Raw genomic sequence first — 21,654 nt, forward strand, 5'->3', positions numbered from 1 at the left:
GTTTATGCGAATTGATAAATACCTATGGAGTACCCGCTATTTTAAAACGCGAAACATAGCTACAGAGGCTTGTAAAAAGGGTCATATAAGAATCAATGATCAAGTGGTAAAACCATCTAGGGAAGTATACCCCTTGGATAAAGTTGTTGTAAGGAAAAACCAGATCAACTATGAGTTTACCGTACTGGATGTTCCCGCGAGCAGAGTGGGTGCCAAATTAGTGGACATCTACCGAAAGGATACCACTCCCAAGGAAGCCTTTGAACACAATGAGCTGTTAAAATTTTCCAAGGATTATTATCGGAAAAAGGGTACTGGAAGACCTACAAAAAAAGACAGAAGGGATATAGATGGATACTTGGATGAAGAAGCTGAATAAAGATTATTGGGAACAAAAGTATGAGAATGGAGATATGGGATGGGACATAGGTTACATTTCCACCCCTCTAAAGGAATATATTGACCAGCTTACAGATAAAGACTTAAAAATACTAATTCCAGGTGCAGGCAATGCTCACGAGCTCCTTTATCTAGTGGAGAAAGGCTTTTCCAATGTTTTTGTTATAGATATTGCCAGACAGCCATTGGAGAATATAAAAAAAAACATTCCCAATTTTCCGGAGCATCAACTACTGGAAGGCAATTTTTTTGATTTGGCTTCAAATAATTTTGATTTGATCCTGGAACAAACTTTTTTTTGTGCCTTGGATCCATGTTTAAGGTTAGATTATGCAAAGAAAATGAAGCAACTGCTAAAACCAAACGGCAAACTGGCCGGGCTACTGTTTAATTTCCCCTTAACGGAATCCGGACCGCCTTTTGGAGGTAGCCTTACCGAATATAAGTCCCTTTTTCAAGAGCATTTTAAAATCAAGACTCTGGAAACCGCTCACAATTCTATAAAACCGAGAGCGGATAAGGAACTCTTTTTTATATTTGAATCTAAATAAAAACGACTATGTCCAATAGAATTTTATCCCATGAGCAAATACAGCATAAAATAAAGCGCATTGCTTACCAGATTTATGAGACCAACGTTGATGAACCCGAAATTATCATTGCCGGGATTGAAGGAGGGGGATTAAACTTTGCCAAAAAGATACAGGCCGTACTTCAGAAGATCACCGAGGCCAACATTGTTTTGTGCAAAGTAATCATGGACAAGTCCAACCCTTTGGCCAGTGGTGTAAAGACTTCCCTTCCCGAATCGGAATACACCAATAAATCCGTAGTCTTGGTAGACGATGTACTCAATTCCGGGACAACTCTGATTTACGGAGTTCATCATTTTCTACGCGTGCCTTTAAAACAACTTAAAACTGCTGTATTGGTAAACCGGAATCATAAGAAATACCCTGTGAAGGCAGATTATAAAGGTATATCGCTTTCCACATCACTTCAAGAACACATCAATGTTGAATTTAAAGCCAAAAACGATTCGGTGTATCTAAGTGAGTAACTCCTGTATTTCTGCAACTAAGGTTTCGGGATCCTTGTCATCGCAATCGATAATATGATTCGCCTTAAGGTAGAAGTTATTCCGCTCAAACAAATGCTTTCCGATAAACTCGGGCAGTTCACCATTGTCAATATTTTTGATCAAAGGTCTATGTTCTTTTTCCAATAATAACCTTTTTACGAGTCCGGGAATGGAAACTTTTAAATAGAAAACATGATCAGCCAGGTTCAACATAGTCTCCATATTTCCAGAATAACAAGGTGTACCCCCACCGGTAGACAGTATTAATTTCTCTTTTTTGGACAAAACATCAATAAGATATTCATGTTCTTTTTTCCTAAAAAAAATTTCTCCCTTCCCATTAAAAATGTTGGAAATGGAATCTTCCAGTCCTTGCTCAATGACTTCATCCAAGTCTAAAAAACTAACTTTCAATTTATTAGCCAACAATTTACCAATGGTAGTCTTACCACTTCCCATATACCCAACCAATACTATTTTCACGCTGTAATTTTTTGTAAAATTGGTCTAATTTAGTGGTAATTCAAAAAAAAATAAAAAATTCTCAAAAAGGCCTTGCAAAACAAACAAATGATATTATATTTGCACCCGCAAACAGCAATAGTTTGCAACTCATTTTGACCTGGTAGCTCAGTTGGTAGAGCATCTCCCTTTTAAGGAGAGGGTCCTGGGTTCGAGCCCCAGCCCGGTCACAAAAAAGTTAAGTCTCGTACTTAACTTTTTTTGTTTAAAATAGTTTCCAATTCCTTAAATTTAGAGACTATTTATACAGACCTAAAAGTCCTTTAACAAGACTTTTTAAGCCCACGTGGTGAAATTGGTAGACACGCCACCTTGAGGGGGTGGTGTTCGCAAGGACGTGCTAGTTCGAATCTAGTCGTGGGCACCAAAAACCGCTGACTTCTTAAATGAGGTTGGCGGTTTTTTTATTCCTTTATCTTATCTCCAACTTAGTCAATACATAACATACGACAAAGAAATTGAATAAGTGATCAATTTGAAAAATTGACTTACATATCTAGAAAATAAGCCTTATTTTCATAAACGGGCATTTAGTAAAATTGACGTGCCATAAATTATATATAAATACCTATGGGCAAAAGAGTTATTATCATCGGATCTGGGTTTGCATCCCTTTCTGCTTCCTGCTATTTGGCAAAACAGGGATACGATGTGTCTATTTACGAGAAAAACAAGACCGTTGGGGGCCGAGCAAGGCAATTTGTACGGGATGGTTTTACTTTTGATATGGGGCCAAGTTGGTATTGGATGCCAGATATATTTCAAAGTTTTTTCAATGATTTTGGAAAAAAAACATCAGACTATTATCAATTGGACAAGTTGGATCCTGCCTATAACATTTTCTTTTCGGACGATGTTATTACCATAGGGGATAGTATGGACAAAATTTGCGAAGAATTTGAACGAATTGAAAAGGGCAGTGCAGAACCTTTGCGCAAATTCATTAAAAAAGCACAGGACAATTATGAAATCGCCATTCACAAGATAGTACTTCGCCCGGGCCTTTCCCCTTTGGAATTGGTAAGCAAAGATACCATAGTGCGTCTGGACCAATTCTTTAAATCTATAAGTGACGAGGTCCGCAAACGTTTTAAAAACCCAAAACTAATTTCTACCCTAGAATTTCCTGTACTTTTCTTAGGGGCCAAACCCAACAAAACTCCCTCCTTTTACAGCTTTATGAATTTTGCCGATTTCGGACTGGGCACTTGGCACCCCAAAGGCGGTATGTACCAAGTGATTAGGGCCATGGAGCTTTTGGCCTTGGAATTGGGAGTCAAAATTTACACCGATCAGGCGGTAACAAAGATTGAAGTAGCCCAGGGCAAGGCCACGGGCGTAAAAGTTAATGGAAATACCATTAAAGCAGATGTTATCCTAAGTGGCGCCGATTATCACCATTCAGAAACATTGTTGGATCCAAAATTTCGCCAATATTCTGAGGAATATTGGGACAAAAAGACCTTTGCCCCCTCTTCATTATTATTTTATGTGGGGTTTGATAAAAAAGTAAAGAACGTATCCCACCATAACTTATTTTTCGATACCAGCTTTGAGCAACACGCCAAAGAGATATATGACGACCCCAAATGGCCCGAAGCACCGCTCTTCTATGCCAACTTTCCGTCTCTTACAGATTCCAGTATGGCCCCCGAAGGTTGTGAAACGGGATTTTTCTTAATTCCCATTGCCCCAGATTTAGAAGACACCCAACAACTGCGAAATAAATATTTTGATATTATTTTAGACAGGTTTCAAAAACTAACTGATCAAAAAGTAGAAAAAAGTATACTTTTTAAGGAGGACTTCTGTGTAAATGACTTTATTGACCAATACAATTCCTATAAGGGAAATGCCTATGGCATGGCCAACACCCTATTGCAAACAGCCTTTCTTAGACCCAAATTGCACAGTAAAAAAGTAGGTAATCTATTTTTTACCGGGCAGCTTACCGTTCCTGGTCCCGGGGTACCACCGGCCCTAATTTCCGGAAAATTGGTTTCAGAACTTATTGTAAAACATCAAAAAACCTAATCATGAAGTCAATTTTTGATGCTGTATCACAAGCTTGCAGTAAGCTGGTTACACAACATTACAGCACCTCCTTTTCCTTGGCTACCAAAATGTTGGCTCCTTCCATAAGAGGGGATATATATAATATTTATGGCTTTGTTAGGTTTGCCGATGAAATTGTGGACAGTTTTCACGATTATGATAAGTTGTTTTTATTGAATAAATTTGAGGAGGATTTGCAGGACGCCCTTGAACAGAAAATAAGTCTTAACCCCATTCTGAATTCTTTTCAACATACCTTCCACAAATATGGTGTTCCACTGCATTTGGTAACCTCATTCATGAAGAGTATGCGGATGGACTTGGAGAAAAGGATCCGTCTTACGGAGAGCCAGTATCAGGAGTATATTTATGGCTCCGCCGATGTAGTTGGTTTAATGTGCCTAATGGTATTTGTAAAGGGAGACGAAATAGCGTACGAAAAACTTAAAACCTCCGCTATGGCCTTGGGATCTGCTTTTCAAAAAGTGAATTTTTTAAGGGACTTAAAAAACGATTTTGAAAATTTAAACAGAACTTATTTCCCGAACACCAATCTCCAGAATCTGACTGAGGAAGCCAAAAACAAAATTGTTGATGAAATAAAGGCCGATTTTAAATTGGGATATTCCGGAATAATCCAATTACCGCGTGAAGCTAAATTTGGGGTTTATACGGCATATAGATATTATTTTAAGTTGCTTAAAAAATTGCAGGACACTCCTTCATCGAAGATCATGTGTAGTAGAATACGGGTTTCCAATCCACAAAAATTTAGATTGTTGGTTAAGTCGTATATTAATTATAAATTAAAACTGGTTTAGAATGAAAATGTTGATTTGGATTTTAATTTTCTTGGCCACTTTTTCCTTTATGGAGTTTATGGCCTGGTTTACCCATAAATATATTATGCATGGTTTCTTGTGGTCACTGCACAAGGATCACCATAAAAAGGACCACGATTCATGGTTTGAAAGAAACGATGCATTTTTTTTGTTCTACGCTGCCGTAAGCATGACTTTCTTTTGGCTCGGTTCCCAAACCGACTTTTGGTACGGGTGGCCCTTAGGGTTTGGCATATTGGCTTATGGAGCCGCTTACTTTCTTGTTCATGATATTTTTATACACCAAAGGTTTAAATTGTTCAGAAATGCAAATAATTGGTATGCCAAAGGAGTAAGGAGAGCGCACAAAATGCATCATAAACATTTGGGAAAAGAAGACGGAGAATGCTTTGGCATGTTAATGGTCCCCTTTAAGTATTTTCAAAAAAAGGAAAAATAGAATTAGGGCTTTCTTATACTACTGACTCAACAGGCCATCTATGAGTGCCCTTGTTTCATTACTGTTCCAATCTGCAGCACCGGTCTCCGCCACAACAATTTTACCTTCTCTGTTAATAATATATGTAGTTGGAAGGAGTTTGGACTTAAGGGTTTTAGGTGTTTCGGAAGCAGGATAGTAAACGGGGAGATCCAAATTCTTTCTTTTCAAAAAGTTCAACACTTTTTGACGGTCGTCGGAGGTAACGAACATAAACGTAACCTTATCGCCATAATCATTATACAGATCCTGCATACTTGGCATTTCAGCTACACAGGGAGGACACCAAGTAGCCCAAAAATTCACAAGGACTATCCTTCCTCTTTGATCTTCAAAATCGAAGGATCTATTTTCCAAATCGGTCAATTTCCATTGATAAGAATCCAAGGGAACCTTCATCCCCTCCTTTACCATAGCTGCGCTACTGGATAACAATTTACTGGCAAAAACCTTTACTTTAAATCCTACAGGAGTAAATACCAATACCAGGGCAGCCAGAATAAAAACACCGTTAAGAATCCACTTCTTGTTAGGTACCATCATTTTGTATCTATTTAGCAATAAGATCGTCCAAAATGGCCTTTACCTTGTCATTGTCCCAATCGGCAACCCCTTCCTTACTAATCACTATCCTTCCCTCCTTATCCAACAAATAGGATCTGGGTGGTTTAGACCCGTCTACAGGCATGGGATCACCTACTATGGAATAAGTTACCGGAAAGGTAAAACCATGATCCGCCATAAATTTCTCTACAGGTTCCCTTTCCTCATTGGTTATGATATAAAAATCTATCTTATCCTTATAATCGTCATATAATTTTTGGATACTTTCAACTTCAGCCTCACTTGGAATATTCCAAGACCTCCAAAAATTAATAAAGACAACACGACCTTTGGATTTCTCAAAATTGAAAAAATTCCAATTGGCATCTTTTAGCTTCCAATCGTAGTCCTTAATCTGTCCCCTGTTGATTTCTTTGGTAACTTCTGGAGAAAAGGAGAACCATTTATTTAACAACACCTTACTATAATCGCCCAAAGGCGTCACAAAAAAAGATAAAATTAAAGCCATTAAGGCGATGTTCAAAACAGTTTTTCTACGAATTTTCATTTAATTTATCCTTTTGTCAAAACTAAAAAACTCCTGATGAATATCAGGAGTTTTTGCAAAGTATTTACAGCACAAAATTAAGCCGCGTTCTCCCTTTTTATAACGTTAAGGGCAGAGCCTTCATTAAACCATTCAATCTGCGATTGGTTATACGTATGGTTCAATTTAATAGTGTCCTTAGTACCATCTTTATGTACCAATTCCAAGGTAATTTGTTTATCTGGTGCAAAATCCTTTATATCAATAAAGTTGAAGGTATCATCCTCTTGAATCAAGTCATAATCACTTTCATTGGCGAAGGTTAGCCCCAACATACCTTGTTTTTTAAGGTTGGTTTCATGGATACGCGCAAAAGACTTAACGATTACCACTGCAACACCCAAATGTCTTGGCTGCATAGCCGCGTGTTCACGAGACGATCCTTCCCCGTAGTTATGATCTCCCACAACTACTGTTTTAATTCCTGCAGCCTTGTAAGCTCTTTGTGCATCAGGAACACCACCATACTCTCCTGTAAGCTGATTCTTTACAAAATTTGTCTTTTTATTGAAGGCATTTACCGCTCCGATCAAGGTGTTATTGGCAATATTATCCAAATGCCCCCTAAAACGCAACCAAGGACCAGCCATTGAAATGTGGTCTGTAGTACATTTTCCAAAGGCTTTAATCAATAATTTAGCTCCTTGAAGACTATCCGCTTTTATTGGAGTAAAAGGTTCCAACAATTGCAAACGCTCGGATTTGGGGTCTACCTTCACCTGAACACCCGAACCATCTTCCATTGGCGCCAAATAACCTGCATCTTCCACTTCAAATCCCTTTGGTGGCAATTCAATTCCCAACGGCTCATCCAATTTAACTTCCTGTCCGTCCTCATTGATCAAGGTATCGTTCATTGGATCAAAATCCAATTTACCAGAAATTGCTATGGCTGCCACCATTTCTGGGGAACCTACGAACGCATGGGTATTTGGATTTCCATCCGCCCTTTTGGAAAAGTTACGGTTAAAGGAATGCACTATTGTATTTTTCTCATCGCCTTTTAGATCACTACGATCCCATTGCCCTATACAAGGACCACAGGCATTGGTAAATATTGTTGCCCCCAAATTTTCGAATATCTGCAACAAACCATCACGTTCCGCAGTAAATCTGATCTGTTCAGACCCAGGGTTGATACCAAAATCTGATTTTGGTTTGATCTTTTTATCAACGGCCTGTTGAGCAATAGAGGCTGCCCTGGTCAAATCCTCATAAGAAGAATTGGTACAGGATCCTATTAGACCCCAATCTACTTTTAAAGGCCATCCATTAGCTCTCGCCTTTTCTCCCAACTGTCCTACCGGAGTAGCTAAATCAGGGGTAAACGGACCATTAAGGTGTGGCCTAAGTGTATCCAAATCGATTTCTATCAATTCATCAAAATATTTCTCAGGATTGGCATATACCTCAGGATCTGCCGTTAGGTAATCCTTAACCGCATTTGCTGCATCTGCAACATCATTCCTGTCCGTAGCCCTTAAATATCTTTCCATAGACGCATCATAACCGAAGGTAGAAGTGGTAGCCCCAACTTCAGCACCCATGTTACATATGGTTCCTTTACCCGTACAGGAAAGATTTTTAGCCCCTTCACCAAAATATTCTATTATGGCTCCAGTACCACCTTTTACGGTCAAAATACCAGCCACTTTAAGAATAACATCCTTGGCAGATGTCCAGCCAGAGATATTACCCGTTAATTTTACTCCTATCAATTTTGGAAACTTAAGTTCCCAGGCCATTCCGGCCATAACATCCACAGCATCGGCACCACCAACACCAATGGCAACCATTCCAAGACCCCCGGCATTTACCGTATGGGAATCGGTTCCTATCATCATTCCTCCAGGAAAGGCATAGTTTTCAAGAACTACTTGGTGAATAATACCAGCACCTGGCTTCCAAAAACCAATTCCGTACTTATTGGAAACAGATTCCAAAAAATTAAAGACTTCGGCACTGGAAGTGTTGGCCACTTTCAAATCTGCAACAGCTCCGCTTTTTGCCTGTATCAGGTGATCACAATGAACTGTAGTTGGTACGGCTACTTTGGGTTTTCCAGCCTGCATAAATTGCAGCAATGCCATTTGCGCAGTAGCATCTTGACAAGCGATTCGATCGGGTGCAAAATCAACATAGTCCTTACCTCTTTTAAATGCTTGGGTAGGCGTACCGTCCCACAAGTGGGAATACAAAATTTTCTCTGAAAGGGTTAAAGGTTTTCCAACAATTTCACGTGCCTTATCAACACGTTCGGACATGTTGGCATACACCTTTTTAATCATATCAATATCGAATGCCATTATCTATAAAATTTTAGTTTAAGTTATTCTCCAAAATTAAGAAAATACCTTACGTTTATAAAACTTTTAAACTAAGAATACGGCAAGAATACGCCAATTTTACGTAATTATAAAAAAGATTGCCAATATAGGAATGTAAATGCAATAAATTTCAGCTTTTTGGGCCTATCAAAATCAAACGTTTCCAAGCTGATTTCCCCAACTACAAAAGCTTTCGAATAATATCCTCAACGGAAATTCCTTCGGCTTCCGCCTTATAATTTTTAATAATCCGATGTCTCAGTATTCCCAAGGAAACCGCTTTGACATCTTCAATATCCGGAGAAAATTTGCCGTTCACAGCGGCATGGGCTTTGGCACCCAATATTAAATTCTGGGAAGCTCGTGGTCCCGCCCCCCAATCTATGAACTGCTTTACAAATTCTGAGGCATTGTCTTGATTAGGTCTTGTGCTATTCACTAATTTCACAGCATATTCCACCACATTGTCTGGAACCGGAATTCTACGGACCAAATGTTGAATATCCATTATTTCCCCAGGGGTAAACAAGGGAACAATTTCATGCTTAAAATCGGAGGTGGTTTCCTTTACTACCTTAATCTCTTCTGCGACAGTAGGATACTTCAATTCAATAGCAAACATAAAGCGGTCCAACTGTGCTTCGGGCAACGGGTAAGTACCTTCCTGTTCTATTGGGTTCTGGGTTGCCAAAACATAATAGGGAAGATCCAATTTATACTGATTACCAGCTATGGTCACCGCCCGTTCCTGCATGGCCTCCAACAGCGCCGCTTGGGTTTTGGGAGGAGTACGGTTTATTTCGTCGGCCAGTATTATATTGGAAAAAATGGGCCCTTTTATAAACTTGAAGTTCCTATTTTGATCCAACACTTCACTACCTAATATATCACTGGGCATTAGATCTGGTGTAAATTGAATCCTTTTGAAGCCCAATCCCAAGGCAGAGGCAATTGTATTTACCATGAGGGTCTTGGCCAAACCGGGAACTCCTATAAGCAAGGAGTGTCCACCAGTATAAATAGAGAGTAGTATTTGGTCTACCACTTCCTCCTGCCCAATAATAATTTTGGCTATTTCCTGTTTAAGAACTTTATTTTTTTCTACTAGAGCCTTAATTGCAGCTACGTCCGACATGCATTTATTCCTTTACCCAATTATTTGCAAAATCACAATCTTTATTCGCGGAATTAACGCTCACATAGGTATCTTCAATATGCTCGTCCATCCATTTTTTTATGGCATTATATTGCTTTTCCCTGAGTGCCAATTCCTGAATCTTTATGTAATCTTTTGCAAAATCGGCAACATGTTCATCATACCGATTGGTGATTTTCATGATTTTGTATTTGGGAGCACCTCCCCTGGGATCATTCTCTAGAATAGGCATGGAAATTTCATTGTCCTTTATGTCCCTCACTTGATTATAAAGCGATGGTTCCATTTTGGTAAGCTCAAATCGGGAGCTATAATCCTGTGGATTTCTTAACAAACCTCCATCAAATTTGGTTTCCTTTTCATCGGAAAAATTTAAAGCTGCAGCAGCAAAGGTAAATTTACCATCCAATACCCCTTTTCTAATGCTATCCAATTCCTTCTTTGCATCATCCAATTCCTTTTGGGATATCTCCGGAGATATAAGAATATGTCTTAGATCCAGCTCACGGCCCCTAATTTTTTCGACATATATAATGTGGTAACCAAAATCGGTTTCGAAGGGGTCAGAAATCTCACCTTCCCTTAAACTAAAAGCCACATCCTTAAATTCCTTAACAAATGGGGTCTCTCGGGTCATACTGTAAAATCCACCCTTGGATTTGGATCCAGGATCTTGGGAATACAAAATAGCCTTCACACTAAAGCTAGCATCATTTTCCTCAATATCTGCCTTGATTTCATTTAGTTTATCTATTACCTTTTGCTTTTCTTCATCGGAAGCCTTGGGTTGCTTTACTATTTGGGCAATTTCCAACTCCGCACCAAAAACAGGTCTTTCATCTTCCGGAATCTTATTAAAGAACTGCCTAACTTCCTCTGGGGTAATCTCTATTTCCGAAACAATTTTGTTCTGCATTTTTTCGGAAAGCATTCTTAGCTTGTTGATCTTGTACAGTTCTTCACGAAAACTGGCCTCATCATCCTTTTTATAATAATTCAAGACCTTTTCCATAGAACCTATCTGGGAGACCAGTTGTTGTAACTGCCGATCCCCTTGGGCATTTACCTCATCATCAGAAACCAAAATACTGTCTTGAACAGCCTGATGCGCATACAAACGATCTTCCATTAACTTACCCAAAAGACCGCATCTTGTAACGTCGGCAGTGGAGGCCCCTTGGCTTTTAAGATCTATCAAAGTTTTTTCTATATCTGATTCCAAGATTACATAGTCGCCCACTACGGCAGCTATCCCGTCCAGTTTTATCCTTTTAAAATTGTTTACGGAATCGTTCTTGGAGATCATAGATTCCTCTACAATTACCTCTTGCGGTTCTACCTGGGTATCTGGAAGATTTTCGGATTCCTGTGCACTCATTATCCCTGTCAACAATAAAATAGAAAGGGAAAAACCTGTTTTAATTACCTTGTTCATAAACTTCAAATTCTTTTTCTTTAATAGCTTCATCCATTACCTCTACTTCCAGTTTTTTCATATAATCCAACTTTCTTCTATTTAAAAGCAGCTGTTTAATGGTAGGTTCAATATAGGTTAGGGGAGCAATATCGTTGATTTCCAACATATCGTTTACCCTTGCCAAATATACCCCTAAAGAGTCCTGTAATTCAAAAAATTGTGATTTTTTTAAGTACTTGTCCTGATTTTCAGTAGTTAACGGAGTAATTTCTTCCATGACCCGGTAAACATTTACCCAAATGGAATCGTTAAAATTGACCTTTCTAAATTGCACACTTATAGAATCTAAATAGCGCTTATCAGCCTCCTTAAAATCCCTTAATTTCTTGGCAACCAAATCCTTGTCCAAATACTGTATGGGCAACTCCACAAACCTCAACTGTATTATCCGCTCCTTAAGCTTAAAATTTTCTTTTTCGCGCTCGTAGAACTCAGTTAACTGGGAATGGGTTATAGTAGTATCATGTGATTGTAGGACCAATGCCTCCTTATAGGCCCCTGTGTACAAATCTGTTCTGTAATCGGAAACCAATTGCTCGAAATGCTCCAGCTTCTCCTGGGGTAGATTTATTTTGGACTTGGAAAGCAACAGTTGTTTATAAGCCCAATTATTAATATAATTATTAACCAAAGAGGTACTGTCCTCCTTGGACATATTGTTCAAAAGTAGCTCCTTCAGGTCCTCTTTGTACAAATATGTTTCCCCAACTCTAGCCACCGGGATTTTGTCTTCCTTCTTCTTAAAAAGTGAATCACAGGATATAAAAGTGCACAACAATACTACACTCACCAAAAATAATGAGATTTTTTCCAGCTTTATTTCACAAAAATCCATTCAGCAAATTTAGCAATTAAGCAGCATTATGCAAGTCCTCATTTCCCAATAAAATTCCAGAGCATTAAACGGAAGGTTTACTGCCTATGTTATTCCTTTTATTATTAATTTTATTCCATGGCGGACAGACAAATAAAATTAATTTGGGATTTTAGGGGTGAATCGGCCCAGAATACGGCAAAGCACCATAAAATACATCTGGATGAATATGTATTGGCCCAAAATTTAACCTTTAACATTACAGGAAATAAGGACCTAAATAATATGCACTCCATAGCATATCTAGTTGTAAGCGAATCCGAGATGATTGCCGTTAGGGACGCATTAAAACCGCATAGAGGTGAAGTCTACACCCCAATAGACTAACCAAAATATAAGAAACAAACCCATGGGCAGAAGAATCTTTTTTTTCATTATCGCCATAACCACCCTATTTTTTTCATGCGCCAAACATATTGAAGAGCCTGATTTATTGAAAATGGCCCTAAGCTCCGACAACTCCAAAATACGGAAAGTCATGGATAGCTTGGCCCAACATGAGCTACAAATAAGGTATACCCAAATCGACAGGATAAAAGACAGCATAATTTTTACGGACTACAACTTTCAGGTCAACGATAGCAACTACTTCTACCCAGCCAGCACGGTTAAAATACTAACTGCCGTTCTTGCCATAGAAAAATTGAACGAAATGGATTCCTTGGACCTATACACCCAATTTTATGTAGAAGGTGATTCTTTGGAAACAACATTTGCCAACGAAATCTCCAAGGTTTTCGCGGTAAGTGACAATGATGCCAATAATCGACTTCTGGAATTTTTAGGGCAAGACCGAATAAACCAAAGTTTGAAGGACAAGGACATAGCACCCGTACGAATCTCCCATCGACTTTCAACGGAAAATGCTTTTGAGGTCACTACAAGGCCACTTATTATTTACTTAAACGACACTACTACGGCCTGGCTAAAACCAAGTGTGAACAAACCCCCAGCACCCTTGGCTCTGAAAAGGGTAAAAAAAGGAACGGCCTATTATGAGGACAACACTCTAATTAATGAACCATTCGATTTTAGCTTAAAAAATTATTTTCCCATCAGCGCCCAGAACGAGGTCCTAAAAAGAATAGTTTTCCCGGAACAGTTTCCAAAAAATGAACGATTCCGTCTTAGTCCGGACCAACAAAGTTTTCTTTTGAAGGCCATGAGTGACCTTCCCAAAAACATAGGGTTCGATGAAATGGAGTATTACGATGGTTATTGTAAGTTTTTTATGTACGGAGATACCAGGGATACCATTCCAGAATATATCAAAATATACAATAAGGTGGGCAATGCCTATGGCACAATTACGGATTGTGCCTACATTATAGACCATAAAAATGATGTGGAATTTATGCTTACCGCAACGCTTATAGCCAATAATAATGGGGTTTTCAACGATGACAGCTATGAGTACAAAGAAACTGGACTTCCCTTTTTAGCGCAATTGGGAAGAGAGATCTACAATCTGGAAATAGTAAAAAAACAAAGGAAATGACAGCATTAAGTTTTGATAGCTTTACCAAAAAAATATACATCAAAACCAATATGGAAAAAATTTATTGGGCCTGGTGTACGACTGAAGGAATTACTTCTTGGTTTTTAAGTAAAGCCACTTATATAACACCTGACGGGCAATCCAAGGCATCAAAGGAAATGATTGCCGAAGGGGATACCTACATATGGGAATGGCACAATTGGGACGGTCAGGAAAAAGGAACCATAACCAAGGCGAACGGGAAGAATTCTTTTGAAATCACCTTTGCCAATGTTTGTAAGGTTGCAGTTTCATTTAAGGAATGTGGCGATGACGTGCTATTAATTTTAAAACAATACGATATACCTACGGACGACAGCAGCAAATTAAACATACATTATGGTTGCAGTAATGGATGGACCTTCTGGTTGGCAAATCTCAAGGCCTTTTTGGAACATGGGATTTTATTGAACGAAACAAAAAATGACCTGCGAAACCTACCTCTAGCAGGATTTGAGTTTGTTAATATTTAAAAGGATAACAATATTTAAGACATTAACTTGTAACATTAAAAACGACAAGTCTACTAATTCTTTATTTTTGTCCATTTTTAAAAAATGATAACAAAACCTCGAATCGCCCTAATTATTGGAATAACCTGTATTTCCATATTTCCGATATTGGTGAAACTAAATTATACTCCCGGGCTAATTTCGGCCTTCTATCGAATGACCATTGCCTTGGGCATTATTTTGCCCTATGCCCTATTTACAAAGCAATTAAAAACTCCGGAGCTTAAAACATTTCTTCTTGCCGTTCTTTGTGGAATATGTTTTGGATCTGATGTGGCGGTATGGAATATTGCAATTCAAGAATCCACGGCAACGCAAGCATCATTCTTGACGAACCTGTCCCCTGTTTGGGTAGGAATAGGTACCTTTTTCTTTTTAAAACCCAAACCCTCAATTAATTTTTGGATAGGTACCGTTATTGCCCTCCTAGGAATGATCACCTTGGTAGGATTTAAATTCTTTGCACAACTTTCTTTTGATATTGGTTTTAGTTTTGGACTTCTGTCCGGGGTATTCTATGCCATCTATATTCTAATAAGCAAAGAAGTACTCGCCAAGATATCCATAGTAAACTTTATGACCATAAGCCTAATCTCTTCTTCGATCTTTCTAGGGATCCTATCCTATGCATTGGAAGAACCTTTTAACGGCTTTTCGAATATTGGATGGTTTGTACTTTTTATCCAAGGATTGGTGTGCCAATTACTGGCCTGATTGTCCATCAGCTATTCCACCCAACATATGCGGGCCACAAGAGTTTCCTTAAGCCTTTTGGCACAGGCCATCTTGGCCACAATATTGGCTTGGGTATTTCTCAACGAGATAATTACCCCACAAATGATAATTGGTGGTATTGTCCTGCTCTTGGGAATACGACTTACCTTTTACGACAAGCCCCTTGCCATACCGGTTAGGACAAAGGCTAAACTCCCGCCTCTTTAATTACCTTCAGGGTCTTTTGCAATCCGGTCTTGGCTACCTCCAGCAAATCCCTACTGTGGTACTCCGGATTGTACAATTCCAAGGAAATACAGCCGTTGAAACCTGTGCCTTTAAGGTCTTTTAGAATCTGTGGCAGCGGCAAAATTCCGTCACCGGGAAAAACCCTATGCTTGTCCTCCATATCCCCTATTTCCATGCCTTTGGGCGCATCGTTGAATTGAAAAATAGCAAAGATATCGCCGTTCAAAAGTCTTAAACCCTCAAAACCTCCTTCCGAAATATACATATGATATACATCCGGTATTATCTTGGCTTTAGGGTGATTGGCATCCAAGGCCACAGCTGTTGCCTGGCCCATAGTCTTGAGCGGGAACATCTTGACAAACACCAGTGCAGGAATTACATTATACTCTTTAATACCAATTTCCAATAATCTTCGGTAGCATGAAGCAACAAAGGCCACATCGTAATTTTCCCCAACTTGATTGGGTATGGCCTGTACATAGGTACAACCTATTTCCGATGCCATCCTCATTCTATTTTTGGTGGCTGGCAAGGAATTTTGAAATTCTTCCTCATTTCTGGGAATGCAACCCCATAGCCCTATCATACTTGGCACAAACAATCCGGCTTCCTTTATTTTAGCACCTAATTTCTTCAGATCGCCACCGCTTTTCTCGTATTCTGCCAAATCGCTGTCCCAAGGCTCAATGGCATCATAACCTGCCTCTATGGCAATCTCTACCTTTTTTTCCAAGCCCTTTGCAGGCCTTATGGTCGCCGTATCCAAACAGATTGGCCAAGGACTTTGTCCGTCTTGATATCTTTTTTCTTTCTTTGGATTTTCCATCGGCAAGGTGTTGGCCAATGAGATTGTTGCAACACTAGCTGTGGCTGCACCTGCAATAAAGGATCTGCGATTCATATTTTGGTCTGTTATTCGACTAAAATATAAAAAAAAGTGAAGTATATCCCACTTCCCGGTAAGAACCGACAATTCTAATTTCAATAATATACCCCACTAGTTTCCATATGGGCCAAAGATCTATTACCCACTGGCCTTTGACATGAATTGAAACTAAAATTTAATAGATTAACCTTGAATAGGCTCCCCATAAAGATCAAAATCCGCAGCTTCAAAAATATGAAGATCAACAAATTCCCCTACTTTTAGATAATGCTTTGCTGCATCCACCAAGACTTCATTATCCACATCGGGAGAATCGAACTCTGATCGACCTACAAAATACTTACCTTCCTTACGATCTATAATACAGCGCAAAGTTTTACCCACTTTTTCTTGGTTCAATTCCCAGGAAATCTGTGACTGAAGTTCCATGATCTCCGAAGCCCTTTGCTGCTTTACCTCCTCGGGAACATCGTCTACCAAATTATAGGCGTGCGTATTTTCTTCATGACTATAGGTAAAACATCCCAATCTTTCAAAACGCATATCCTCCACCCAACTTTTCAATGTTTGAAAATCTTCCTCCGTCTCCCCGGGATATCCAACAATCAATGTGGTCCTAATGGTCATTTCGGGGACCGCAGCCCTAAAGTCCTGCAACAGTTTTGTTGTTTTGGCCTGGGTTGTTCCCCTCCGCATGCTTTTTAGAATGGCATCCGAAATGTGCTGCAAGGGAATATCCAAGTAATTACACACTTTAGGCTCACGTTTCATCACTTCCAGGACATCCATCGGAAATCCGGTGGGGAAAGCATAATGCAATCGTATCCATTCAATGCCGTCTACCTTCACCAATTCGTTCAGCAACTCTGCCAAATTCCTTTTCTTATAAAGATCCAATCCATAATAGGTAAGATCTTGGGCTATAAGGATCAATTCTTTGACGCCTTTGGCTGCCAATTTATTGGCTTCGGTCACCAAATCCTCTATAGGAGTACTCTTATGTTTACCGCGCATGATAGGTATGGCACAAAAAGAACAAGGTCTATCACAACCCTCAGCAATTTTTAGATACGCGTAATTTTTTGGAGTGGTTGTTAACCGCTCCCCAATAAGTTCGTGCTTATAATCGGCACCTAGGGCCTTTAATAAATTAGGCAATTCACTGGTACCGAAATACTCATCCACATTGGGGATCTCTTTCTGTAGGTCTGGCTTATATCTCTCACTTAAGCAACCTGTAACAAATACCTTGTCCACATCCCCTGCCTCCTTTTTCTGAACGTATTCCAAAATGGTATTGACACTCTCTTCCTTGGCATTGGCGATAAAACCGCAAGTATTTATCACTACAACATTCCCTTCCTCCTCATGCACGACTTCCTTGTTGTTGGCCCTTAACTGACCCATCAAAACCTCCGAATCGTAAACATTCTTGGAACAACCCAAGGTTACTACATTGATCCTATTCTTCTTAAGTGATTTAGTTCGCATATTTTCAAATAAAGTGCAAAAGTACAACTTGAAAAAAGATTGTAGTCCCAATATATCTTTTTTTATTTTTTTAACGTTAAACCTTTATAACCAATTGAACTCTAATTCATAAAGCCCTATGAAAACCCAATTTCTTATTTCTGGTTTATTCCTTTTTTGTTGTATAATGGGATGCTCCAAAGGGAATGATGATCAAGTACCAATTCCACCTGAGGAAACCCTGTATTTTCCACCATTGAATTCAGAAGAATGGAAAACTATGTCTATTGAGGAGCTAGAGTGGAACTCAAGTGCCGAGCAACCACTTTATGACTTTCTGGAAACAAATAAAACGGAGGCTTTTATCCTTTTAAAGAATGGAAAAATTGTTTTGGAAAAATATTTTGGCAGTTTCAACGCCACAAAAAATCATTCTTGGAACTCGGCTGCCAAAACTTTGACCGCCTTTACCGTAGGAATTGCCCAAAAGGAAGGATTTCTATCCATAGACAATTCCTCGTCCGACTATATGGGAACAGCTTGGTCCTCCCTTAGCCCGGAACAAGAAGCTCAGATTACCGTAAGAAATCATCTTACCATGACAACGGGCCTGGATTTCACTGGTGAAAATAGTTTTTGCACCGATGTGGAATGTTTGATATATAAAGACGAGCCCAATAGCTTTTGGTACTATCATAATGCGGCCTATACCTTATTGGACAATATTATAAGCGGTGCCGTTGGTAAAGAATATAAAGAATACTTTAATGAAAAGATACGTGACAAAATTGGGATGCAGGGATCTTGGATAAAAACAGGGTATCTTAATCTTTATTTTAGCAATGCCCGAAGTATGGCCCGGTTTGGACTGTTGAACCTCAACAAAGGCATATGGGACGAGACCCCTATTCTGAACGACCCCAGCTATTTTACCGACATGACGACGACTTCCCAAGAACTAAACAAGTCCTACGGTTATCTCTGGTGGCTAAATGGAAAAAGTAGTTTTAGAATACCTGGTTCCGAAGAACTGTTCCCCGGCAAACTAATACCCAATGCCCCGGACGACCTAATAGCCGGACTCGGTGCATTTGACCAAAAACTATATGTGGTACCAAGTAAAGGATTGGTAATTATACGCATGGGCGATTCCGCAAATGAAGATGAATTGGGACCAACTAGCTTTGACAACGATTTGTGGGAAAAAATAAATGACTTAATCAACTAAAATCCCAAGGTATCAAAAATCACTAATTCACAGGTCGAAGATGAACCACTTCTTCCAAGAACCCTATGGTTTCCTTTTTAACAGATTCCAAATCCTTTGAAGTAATATAGGAGGTCATTACATGGTTGCCTACTTCAGGAAATGCAACTTTACGTTTTAAGTTGCTCTTTACACCCAGTTGATCGAACATTTCCAACAGGGCAGGAACCGAGACCACCTTATCCTGTTCTTCCTTATTTTTATAGTAATATCCTAAAAAGGTGGGTTGCTCTATTTGCTGAAAGACTTCCGGTTTCATTGTTACATCCAACAAGGCCTGCAGCTGCGTCAATGCCTCTACCCTATATTTTGTAGTCCAATAACTTTGTTTTAAGGAATCCGCTTCAGATTCGTAAAAATCGCTATCCATAATGGTCTTGGCAATCTCCAATCCCCATGGACCCGACAATATTACTGCAGTGGGGTCGTAGATTTTTACATTAGGGGAATACAAAAGTAGGCCTGCAATATCCTCATCGCCTTGGGCCAAATAAAGAGCTAAGGTACCTCCTGTGGAAGTACCCATTACAATAACCTTTTTTCCAATCTGTTTTGCTATTGCCAAAGCTTCTTTGGCCGATTCAAAATAGTCGGTTGCGGTTAATTGGAGCATTGGCTGTTCTTCCTGTAAACCGTGACCTTTCAGACGGGGCAAGTACACATTGGCACCATATCTTTGCCCCAGTTCCCTGTGCAGTGGTGCACCTTCCTCATGACTGGCGGACCAACCGTGAAGATAAAGAATAGAATATTCGGTTATGCGAGGGATAGAATCGTACCAAAGAATTTGAGATTCGTTATTGGCCTTGATTTTGATATTTGACCTTTCCTTTTCGGAAATACTATTTTGAAGTTTATTCAAATCGGTTTCCATAGCCGGAAGCTCCATGGTCAAAAGGGGCTTATCTACTTTGGGGCCCAAAAAATAAACAATAAGCAATAGGAGCAGTAAAAAAAATACAGCTTTAAATAATCGACGGATTATCTTCATTCTTTTCCACTAAAAAATGAATCCACAAATTCAATCTTATTAAAGACTTGCAAATCGTCCATTCCTTCCCCTACACCTATATACTTTACAGGAATCTGGAATTGATCTGAAATACCAATAACAACACCACCTTTAGCAGTGCCATCCAATTTTGTAACTGCCAAGGAGGTTACTTCTGTAGCTTTGGTAAACTGTTTTGCCTGCTCAAAGGCATTCTGGCCTGTAGAACCATCCAAAACCAGGAGAACTTCATCCGGAGTACCCTCTACCACCTTTTGCATAACCCGCTTAACCTTGGTCAATTCGTTCATCAAATTAACCTTATTGTGCAGTCTTCCGGCAGTGTCGATAATTACCACATCAGCATTCTGCTTCAGGGCCGAACTGAGGGTATCAAAGGCCACTGAGGCCGGATCACTCCCCATACTTTGTTTTACTATAGGCACGTCTACCCGATCTGCCCATACTTGAAGCTGGTCTATTGCAGCTGCCCTAAAGGTATCGGCCGCTCCGAGCACTACCTTTAAACCTTGTTTTTTAAATTGATATGCCAATTTACCAATTGTGGTTGTCTTACCTACACCGTTCACCCCGACCACCATGATAACGTAAGGTTTTCTCACCAATGGTACCGTAAATTCGGTTTCACTGCCAAAATTGGTTTCGGAAAGCAATCCTGCAATTTCCTCCCTCAATATTGCATTAAGTTCGTCTACCCCCAAGTACTTATCCTTGGATACACGGGCCTCTATCCGGTCTATAATCTTTAAGGTGGTATTTACACCCACATCCGAGGAAACCAATATTTCCTCCAAATTATCCAAAACATCATCATCTACCTTAGATTTTCCAACTACCGCCTTACTAAGTTTGGATAAAAAATTGGTCTTGGTCTTTTCCAGACCCTTGTCCAAAGATTCCTTTTTTTGCGTGGAAAATATTTTCTTAAATAAACTCATATTTTTGGCATGTTCCTTTTCATCAAAGATATAAAAATAAAAAAGCTACTTTCATCAGAAAGTAGCTTTATAACCAATAAATTTAGGTTATTAATTTTTTTTCAACCAGTCGTTTACCATTTCTGGGCTCATTACAGACTCCATAAAAGTGTAAGCCCCTGTTTTAGGAGACTTTACCATTTTAATGGCCTTGGTCAATCTTTTTGAACTTGTTTGTAAACTCGCTACCGTTTTCTTTGCCATGACGTATTATTTAATTTCTTTATGAACTGTCATTCTCTTTAGAATAGGATTGAATTTTTTAATTTCCATCCTATCTGGAGTGTTCTTTTTGTTCTTAGTGGTTATGTACCTTGAAGTACCTGGCATGCCAGATTCCTTATGCTCTGTACATTCCAAAATAACCTGAATTCTGTTACCTTTCTTTGCCATTATTATCTTAGTATTTCAGGATTATTTAATTAACCCTTTTTCCTTTGCTTCCTTTAAAACAACGGAAATTCCTTTTTTATTAATACTCTTTAGAGCCTTAGCGGAAACCTTTAAGGTTACCCAACGATCTTCTTCTGGAATATAGAAACGCTTTTTAGAAAGATTTACATCAAATCTTCTTCTGGTTTTATTAATCGAGAAGGACACATTGTTCCCAAACATGGCTCTCTTTCCAGTAACATCACAAACTTTTGACATCTCTCTACTTTTATT

24 protein-coding genes, 2 tRNA genes and 1 pseudogene are annotated in these 21,654 nt (G+C 39.2%); 13 read left to right on the plus strand and 14 right to left on the minus strand.

The window, feature by feature from the left end; translation table 11 throughout:
• Positions 1-4 precede the first annotated feature (4 nt).
• From U735_RS0115865 to U735_RS0115875, 3 genes are read left to right on the plus strand one after another with little or no spacing between them, the layout of a single operon-like run.
• Complete coding sequence (locus tag U735_RS0115865) at positions 5-379, plus strand: RNA-binding S4 domain-containing protein (protein WP_031444770.1); 375 nt, start codon at positions 5-7, stop codon at positions 377-379.
• The gene (locus tag U735_RS0115870; protein WP_031444771.1) at positions 363-950 is read left to right on the plus strand and encodes a methyltransferase domain-containing protein; all 588 of its coding nucleotides are present in this window, start codon (positions 363-365) and stop codon (positions 948-950) included. Before U735_RS0115865 ends, U735_RS0115870 begins: the two co-directional genes overlap by 17 nt.
• A gap of 8 nt (positions 951-958) precedes the next feature.
• The gene (locus U735_RS0115875) at positions 959-1,459 is read left to right on the plus strand and encodes a phosphoribosyltransferase family protein (protein WP_031444772.1); all 501 of its coding nucleotides are present in this window, start codon (positions 959-961) and stop codon (positions 1,457-1,459) included.
• Here U735_RS0115875 and U735_RS0115880 read toward each other — a convergent pair.
• Positions 1,448-1,963, minus strand: a complete 516-nt coding sequence (locus tag U735_RS0115880; protein WP_031444773.1) for a shikimate kinase — start codon at positions 1,961-1,963, stop codon at positions 1,448-1,450. The genes U735_RS0115875 and U735_RS0115880 overlap by 12 nt on opposite strands.
• 136 nt (positions 1,964-2,099) lie before the next feature.
• Between U735_RS0115880 and U735_RS0115885 the strand changes: the two genes are divergently transcribed.
• From U735_RS0115885 to U735_RS0115905, 5 genes are all read left to right on the plus strand, one after another.
• A tRNA-Lys gene (locus U735_RS0115885) sits at positions 2,100-2,172 on the plus strand.
• Between the two features lie 110 nt (positions 2,173-2,282).
• Positions 2,283-2,369: transfer RNA gene (locus tag U735_RS0115890), tRNA-Leu, on the plus strand.
• Positions 2,370-2,572: 203 nt separating this feature from the next.
• Positions 2,573-4,036 (plus strand): phytoene desaturase family protein, encoded by a 1,464-nt coding sequence (locus U735_RS0115895; protein WP_031444774.1) that lies wholly within the window; start codon positions 2,573-2,575, stop codon positions 4,034-4,036.
• A gap of 2 nt (positions 4,037-4,038) precedes the next feature.
• Complete coding sequence (locus U735_RS0115900; RefSeq protein ID WP_031444775.1) at positions 4,039-4,878, plus strand: phytoene/squalene synthase family protein; 840 nt, start codon at positions 4,039-4,041, stop codon at positions 4,876-4,878.
• Position 4,879: 1 nt separating this feature from the next.
• Positions 4,880-5,338 carry a sterol desaturase family protein gene (locus U735_RS0115905; protein WP_031444776.1) on the plus strand — a complete coding sequence of 153 codons (459 nt, stop codon included), beginning with the start codon at positions 4,880-4,882 and terminating at the stop codon, positions 5,336-5,338.
• Positions 5,339-5,356: 18 nt separating this feature from the next.
• Here U735_RS0115905 and U735_RS0115910 read toward each other — a convergent pair whose 3' ends face one another.
• From U735_RS0115910 to U735_RS0115935, 6 genes are all read right to left on the minus strand, one after another.
• Positions 5,357-5,920, minus strand: coding sequence for a TlpA family protein disulfide reductase (locus U735_RS0115910; RefSeq protein ID WP_034248534.1), 564 nt, complete (start codon positions 5,918-5,920; stop codon positions 5,357-5,359).
• Between the two features lie 7 nt (positions 5,921-5,927).
• A complete protein-coding gene (locus U735_RS0115915; RefSeq protein WP_031444778.1) occupies positions 5,928-6,488 on the minus strand; it encodes a TlpA family protein disulfide reductase in 561 nt (186 codons plus the stop codon).
• Positions 6,489-6,565: 77 nt separating this feature from the next.
• On the minus strand, positions 6,566-8,833 hold the full coding sequence (locus U735_RS0115920; protein WP_031444779.1) for an aconitate hydratase: 2,268 nt from the start codon (positions 8,831-8,833) through the stop codon (positions 6,566-6,568).
• Between the two features lie 202 nt (positions 8,834-9,035).
• The gene (locus tag U735_RS0115925) at positions 9,036-9,989 is read right to left on the minus strand and encodes an AAA family ATPase (protein WP_031444780.1); all 954 of its coding nucleotides are present in this window, start codon (positions 9,987-9,989) and stop codon (positions 9,036-9,038) included.
• Between the two features lie 4 nt (positions 9,990-9,993).
• The gene (locus U735_RS0115930; RefSeq protein WP_031444781.1) at positions 9,994-11,445 is read right to left on the minus strand and encodes a peptidylprolyl isomerase; all 1,452 of its coding nucleotides are present in this window, start codon (positions 11,443-11,445) and stop codon (positions 9,994-9,996) included.
• Positions 11,429-12,322 carry a hypothetical protein gene (locus U735_RS0115935; protein WP_031444782.1) on the minus strand — a complete coding sequence of 298 codons (894 nt, stop codon included), beginning with the start codon at positions 12,320-12,322 and terminating at the stop codon, positions 11,429-11,431. The genes U735_RS0115930 and U735_RS0115935 overlap by 17 nt, the downstream gene beginning before the upstream one ends.
• Positions 12,323-12,439: 117 nt before the next feature.
• Between U735_RS0115935 and U735_RS0115940 the strand changes: the two genes are divergently transcribed.
• From U735_RS0115940 to U735_RS24655, 4 genes and pseudogenes are all read left to right on the plus strand, one after another.
• On the plus strand, positions 12,440-12,688 hold the full coding sequence (locus tag U735_RS0115940; RefSeq protein WP_031444783.1) for a hypothetical protein: 249 nt from the start codon (positions 12,440-12,442) through the stop codon (positions 12,686-12,688).
• A 22-nt stretch (positions 12,689-12,710) separates the two neighbouring features.
• Positions 12,711-13,859, plus strand: coding sequence for a serine hydrolase (locus U735_RS0115945; RefSeq protein ID WP_031444784.1), 1,149 nt, complete (start codon positions 12,711-12,713; stop codon positions 13,857-13,859).
• On the plus strand, positions 13,856-14,371 hold the full coding sequence (locus tag U735_RS0115950; protein WP_051892183.1) for an SRPBCC family protein: 516 nt from the start codon (positions 13,856-13,858) through the stop codon (positions 14,369-14,371). Before U735_RS0115945 ends, U735_RS0115950 begins: the two co-directional genes overlap by 4 nt.
• A gap of 84 nt (positions 14,372-14,455) precedes the next feature.
• Positions 14,456-15,352, plus strand: a pseudogene (locus U735_RS24655) (DMT family transporter).
• On the opposite strand, the gene U735_RS0115960 reads toward U735_RS24655, so the two are convergent.
• Together U735_RS0115960 and rimO are read right to left on the minus strand one after the other, a co-directional pair.
• A complete protein-coding gene (locus tag U735_RS0115960) occupies positions 15,333-16,277 on the minus strand; it encodes a sugar phosphate isomerase/epimerase family protein (RefSeq protein ID WP_031444786.1) in 945 nt (314 codons plus the stop codon). The pseudogene U735_RS24655 and the gene U735_RS0115960 sit on opposite strands and share 20 nt — an antisense overlap.
• Before the next feature lie 168 nt (positions 16,278-16,445).
• On the minus strand, positions 16,446-17,753 hold the full coding sequence (rimO, locus tag U735_RS0115965; RefSeq protein ID WP_031444787.1) for a 30S ribosomal protein S12 methylthiotransferase RimO: 1,308 nt from the start codon (positions 17,751-17,753) through the stop codon (positions 16,446-16,448).
• Between the two features lie 118 nt (positions 17,754-17,871).
• Here rimO and U735_RS0115970 point away from each other — a divergent pair, with 118 nt between their 5' ends.
• Positions 17,872-18,960 (plus strand): serine hydrolase domain-containing protein, encoded by a 1,089-nt coding sequence (locus U735_RS0115970; RefSeq protein WP_031444788.1) that lies wholly within the window; start codon positions 17,872-17,874, stop codon positions 18,958-18,960.
• A 22-nt stretch (positions 18,961-18,982) separates the two neighbouring features.
• On the opposite strand, the gene U735_RS0115975 is transcribed toward U735_RS0115970, so the two are convergent.
• From U735_RS0115975 to rpmB, 5 genes are all read right to left on the minus strand, one after another.
• Complete coding sequence (locus U735_RS0115975; RefSeq protein WP_031444789.1) at positions 18,983-19,990, minus strand: alpha/beta hydrolase; 1,008 nt, start codon at positions 19,988-19,990, stop codon at positions 18,983-18,985.
• Positions 19,987-20,949, minus strand: a complete 963-nt coding sequence (gene ftsY / locus U735_RS0115980; protein WP_031444790.1) for a signal recognition particle-docking protein FtsY — start codon at positions 20,947-20,949, stop codon at positions 19,987-19,989. The genes U735_RS0115975 and ftsY overlap by 4 nt, the downstream gene beginning before the upstream one ends.
• Positions 20,950-21,039: 90 nt before the next feature.
• On the minus strand, positions 21,040-21,192 hold the full coding sequence (locus U735_RS25350; protein ID WP_069859169.1) for a DUF4295 domain-containing protein: 153 nt from the start codon (positions 21,190-21,192) through the stop codon (positions 21,040-21,042).
• 6 nt (positions 21,193-21,198) lie between these two features.
• Entirely contained in the window at positions 21,199-21,381 is a 183-nt protein-coding gene (gene rpmG, locus U735_RS0115990) for a 50S ribosomal protein L33 (RefSeq protein WP_031444791.1), read from the minus strand.
• A 21-nt stretch (positions 21,382-21,402) separates the two neighbouring features.
• Positions 21,403-21,639 (minus strand): 50S ribosomal protein L28, encoded by a 237-nt coding sequence (gene rpmB, locus U735_RS0115995; RefSeq protein ID WP_031444792.1) that lies wholly within the window; start codon positions 21,637-21,639, stop codon positions 21,403-21,405.
• Positions 21,640-21,654 lie beyond the last annotated feature (15 nt).

It is taken from the genome of Arenibacter algicola (assembly GCF_000733925.1).
Classification (GTDB): domain Bacteria; phylum Bacteroidota; class Bacteroidia; order Flavobacteriales; family Flavobacteriaceae; genus Arenibacter; species Arenibacter algicola.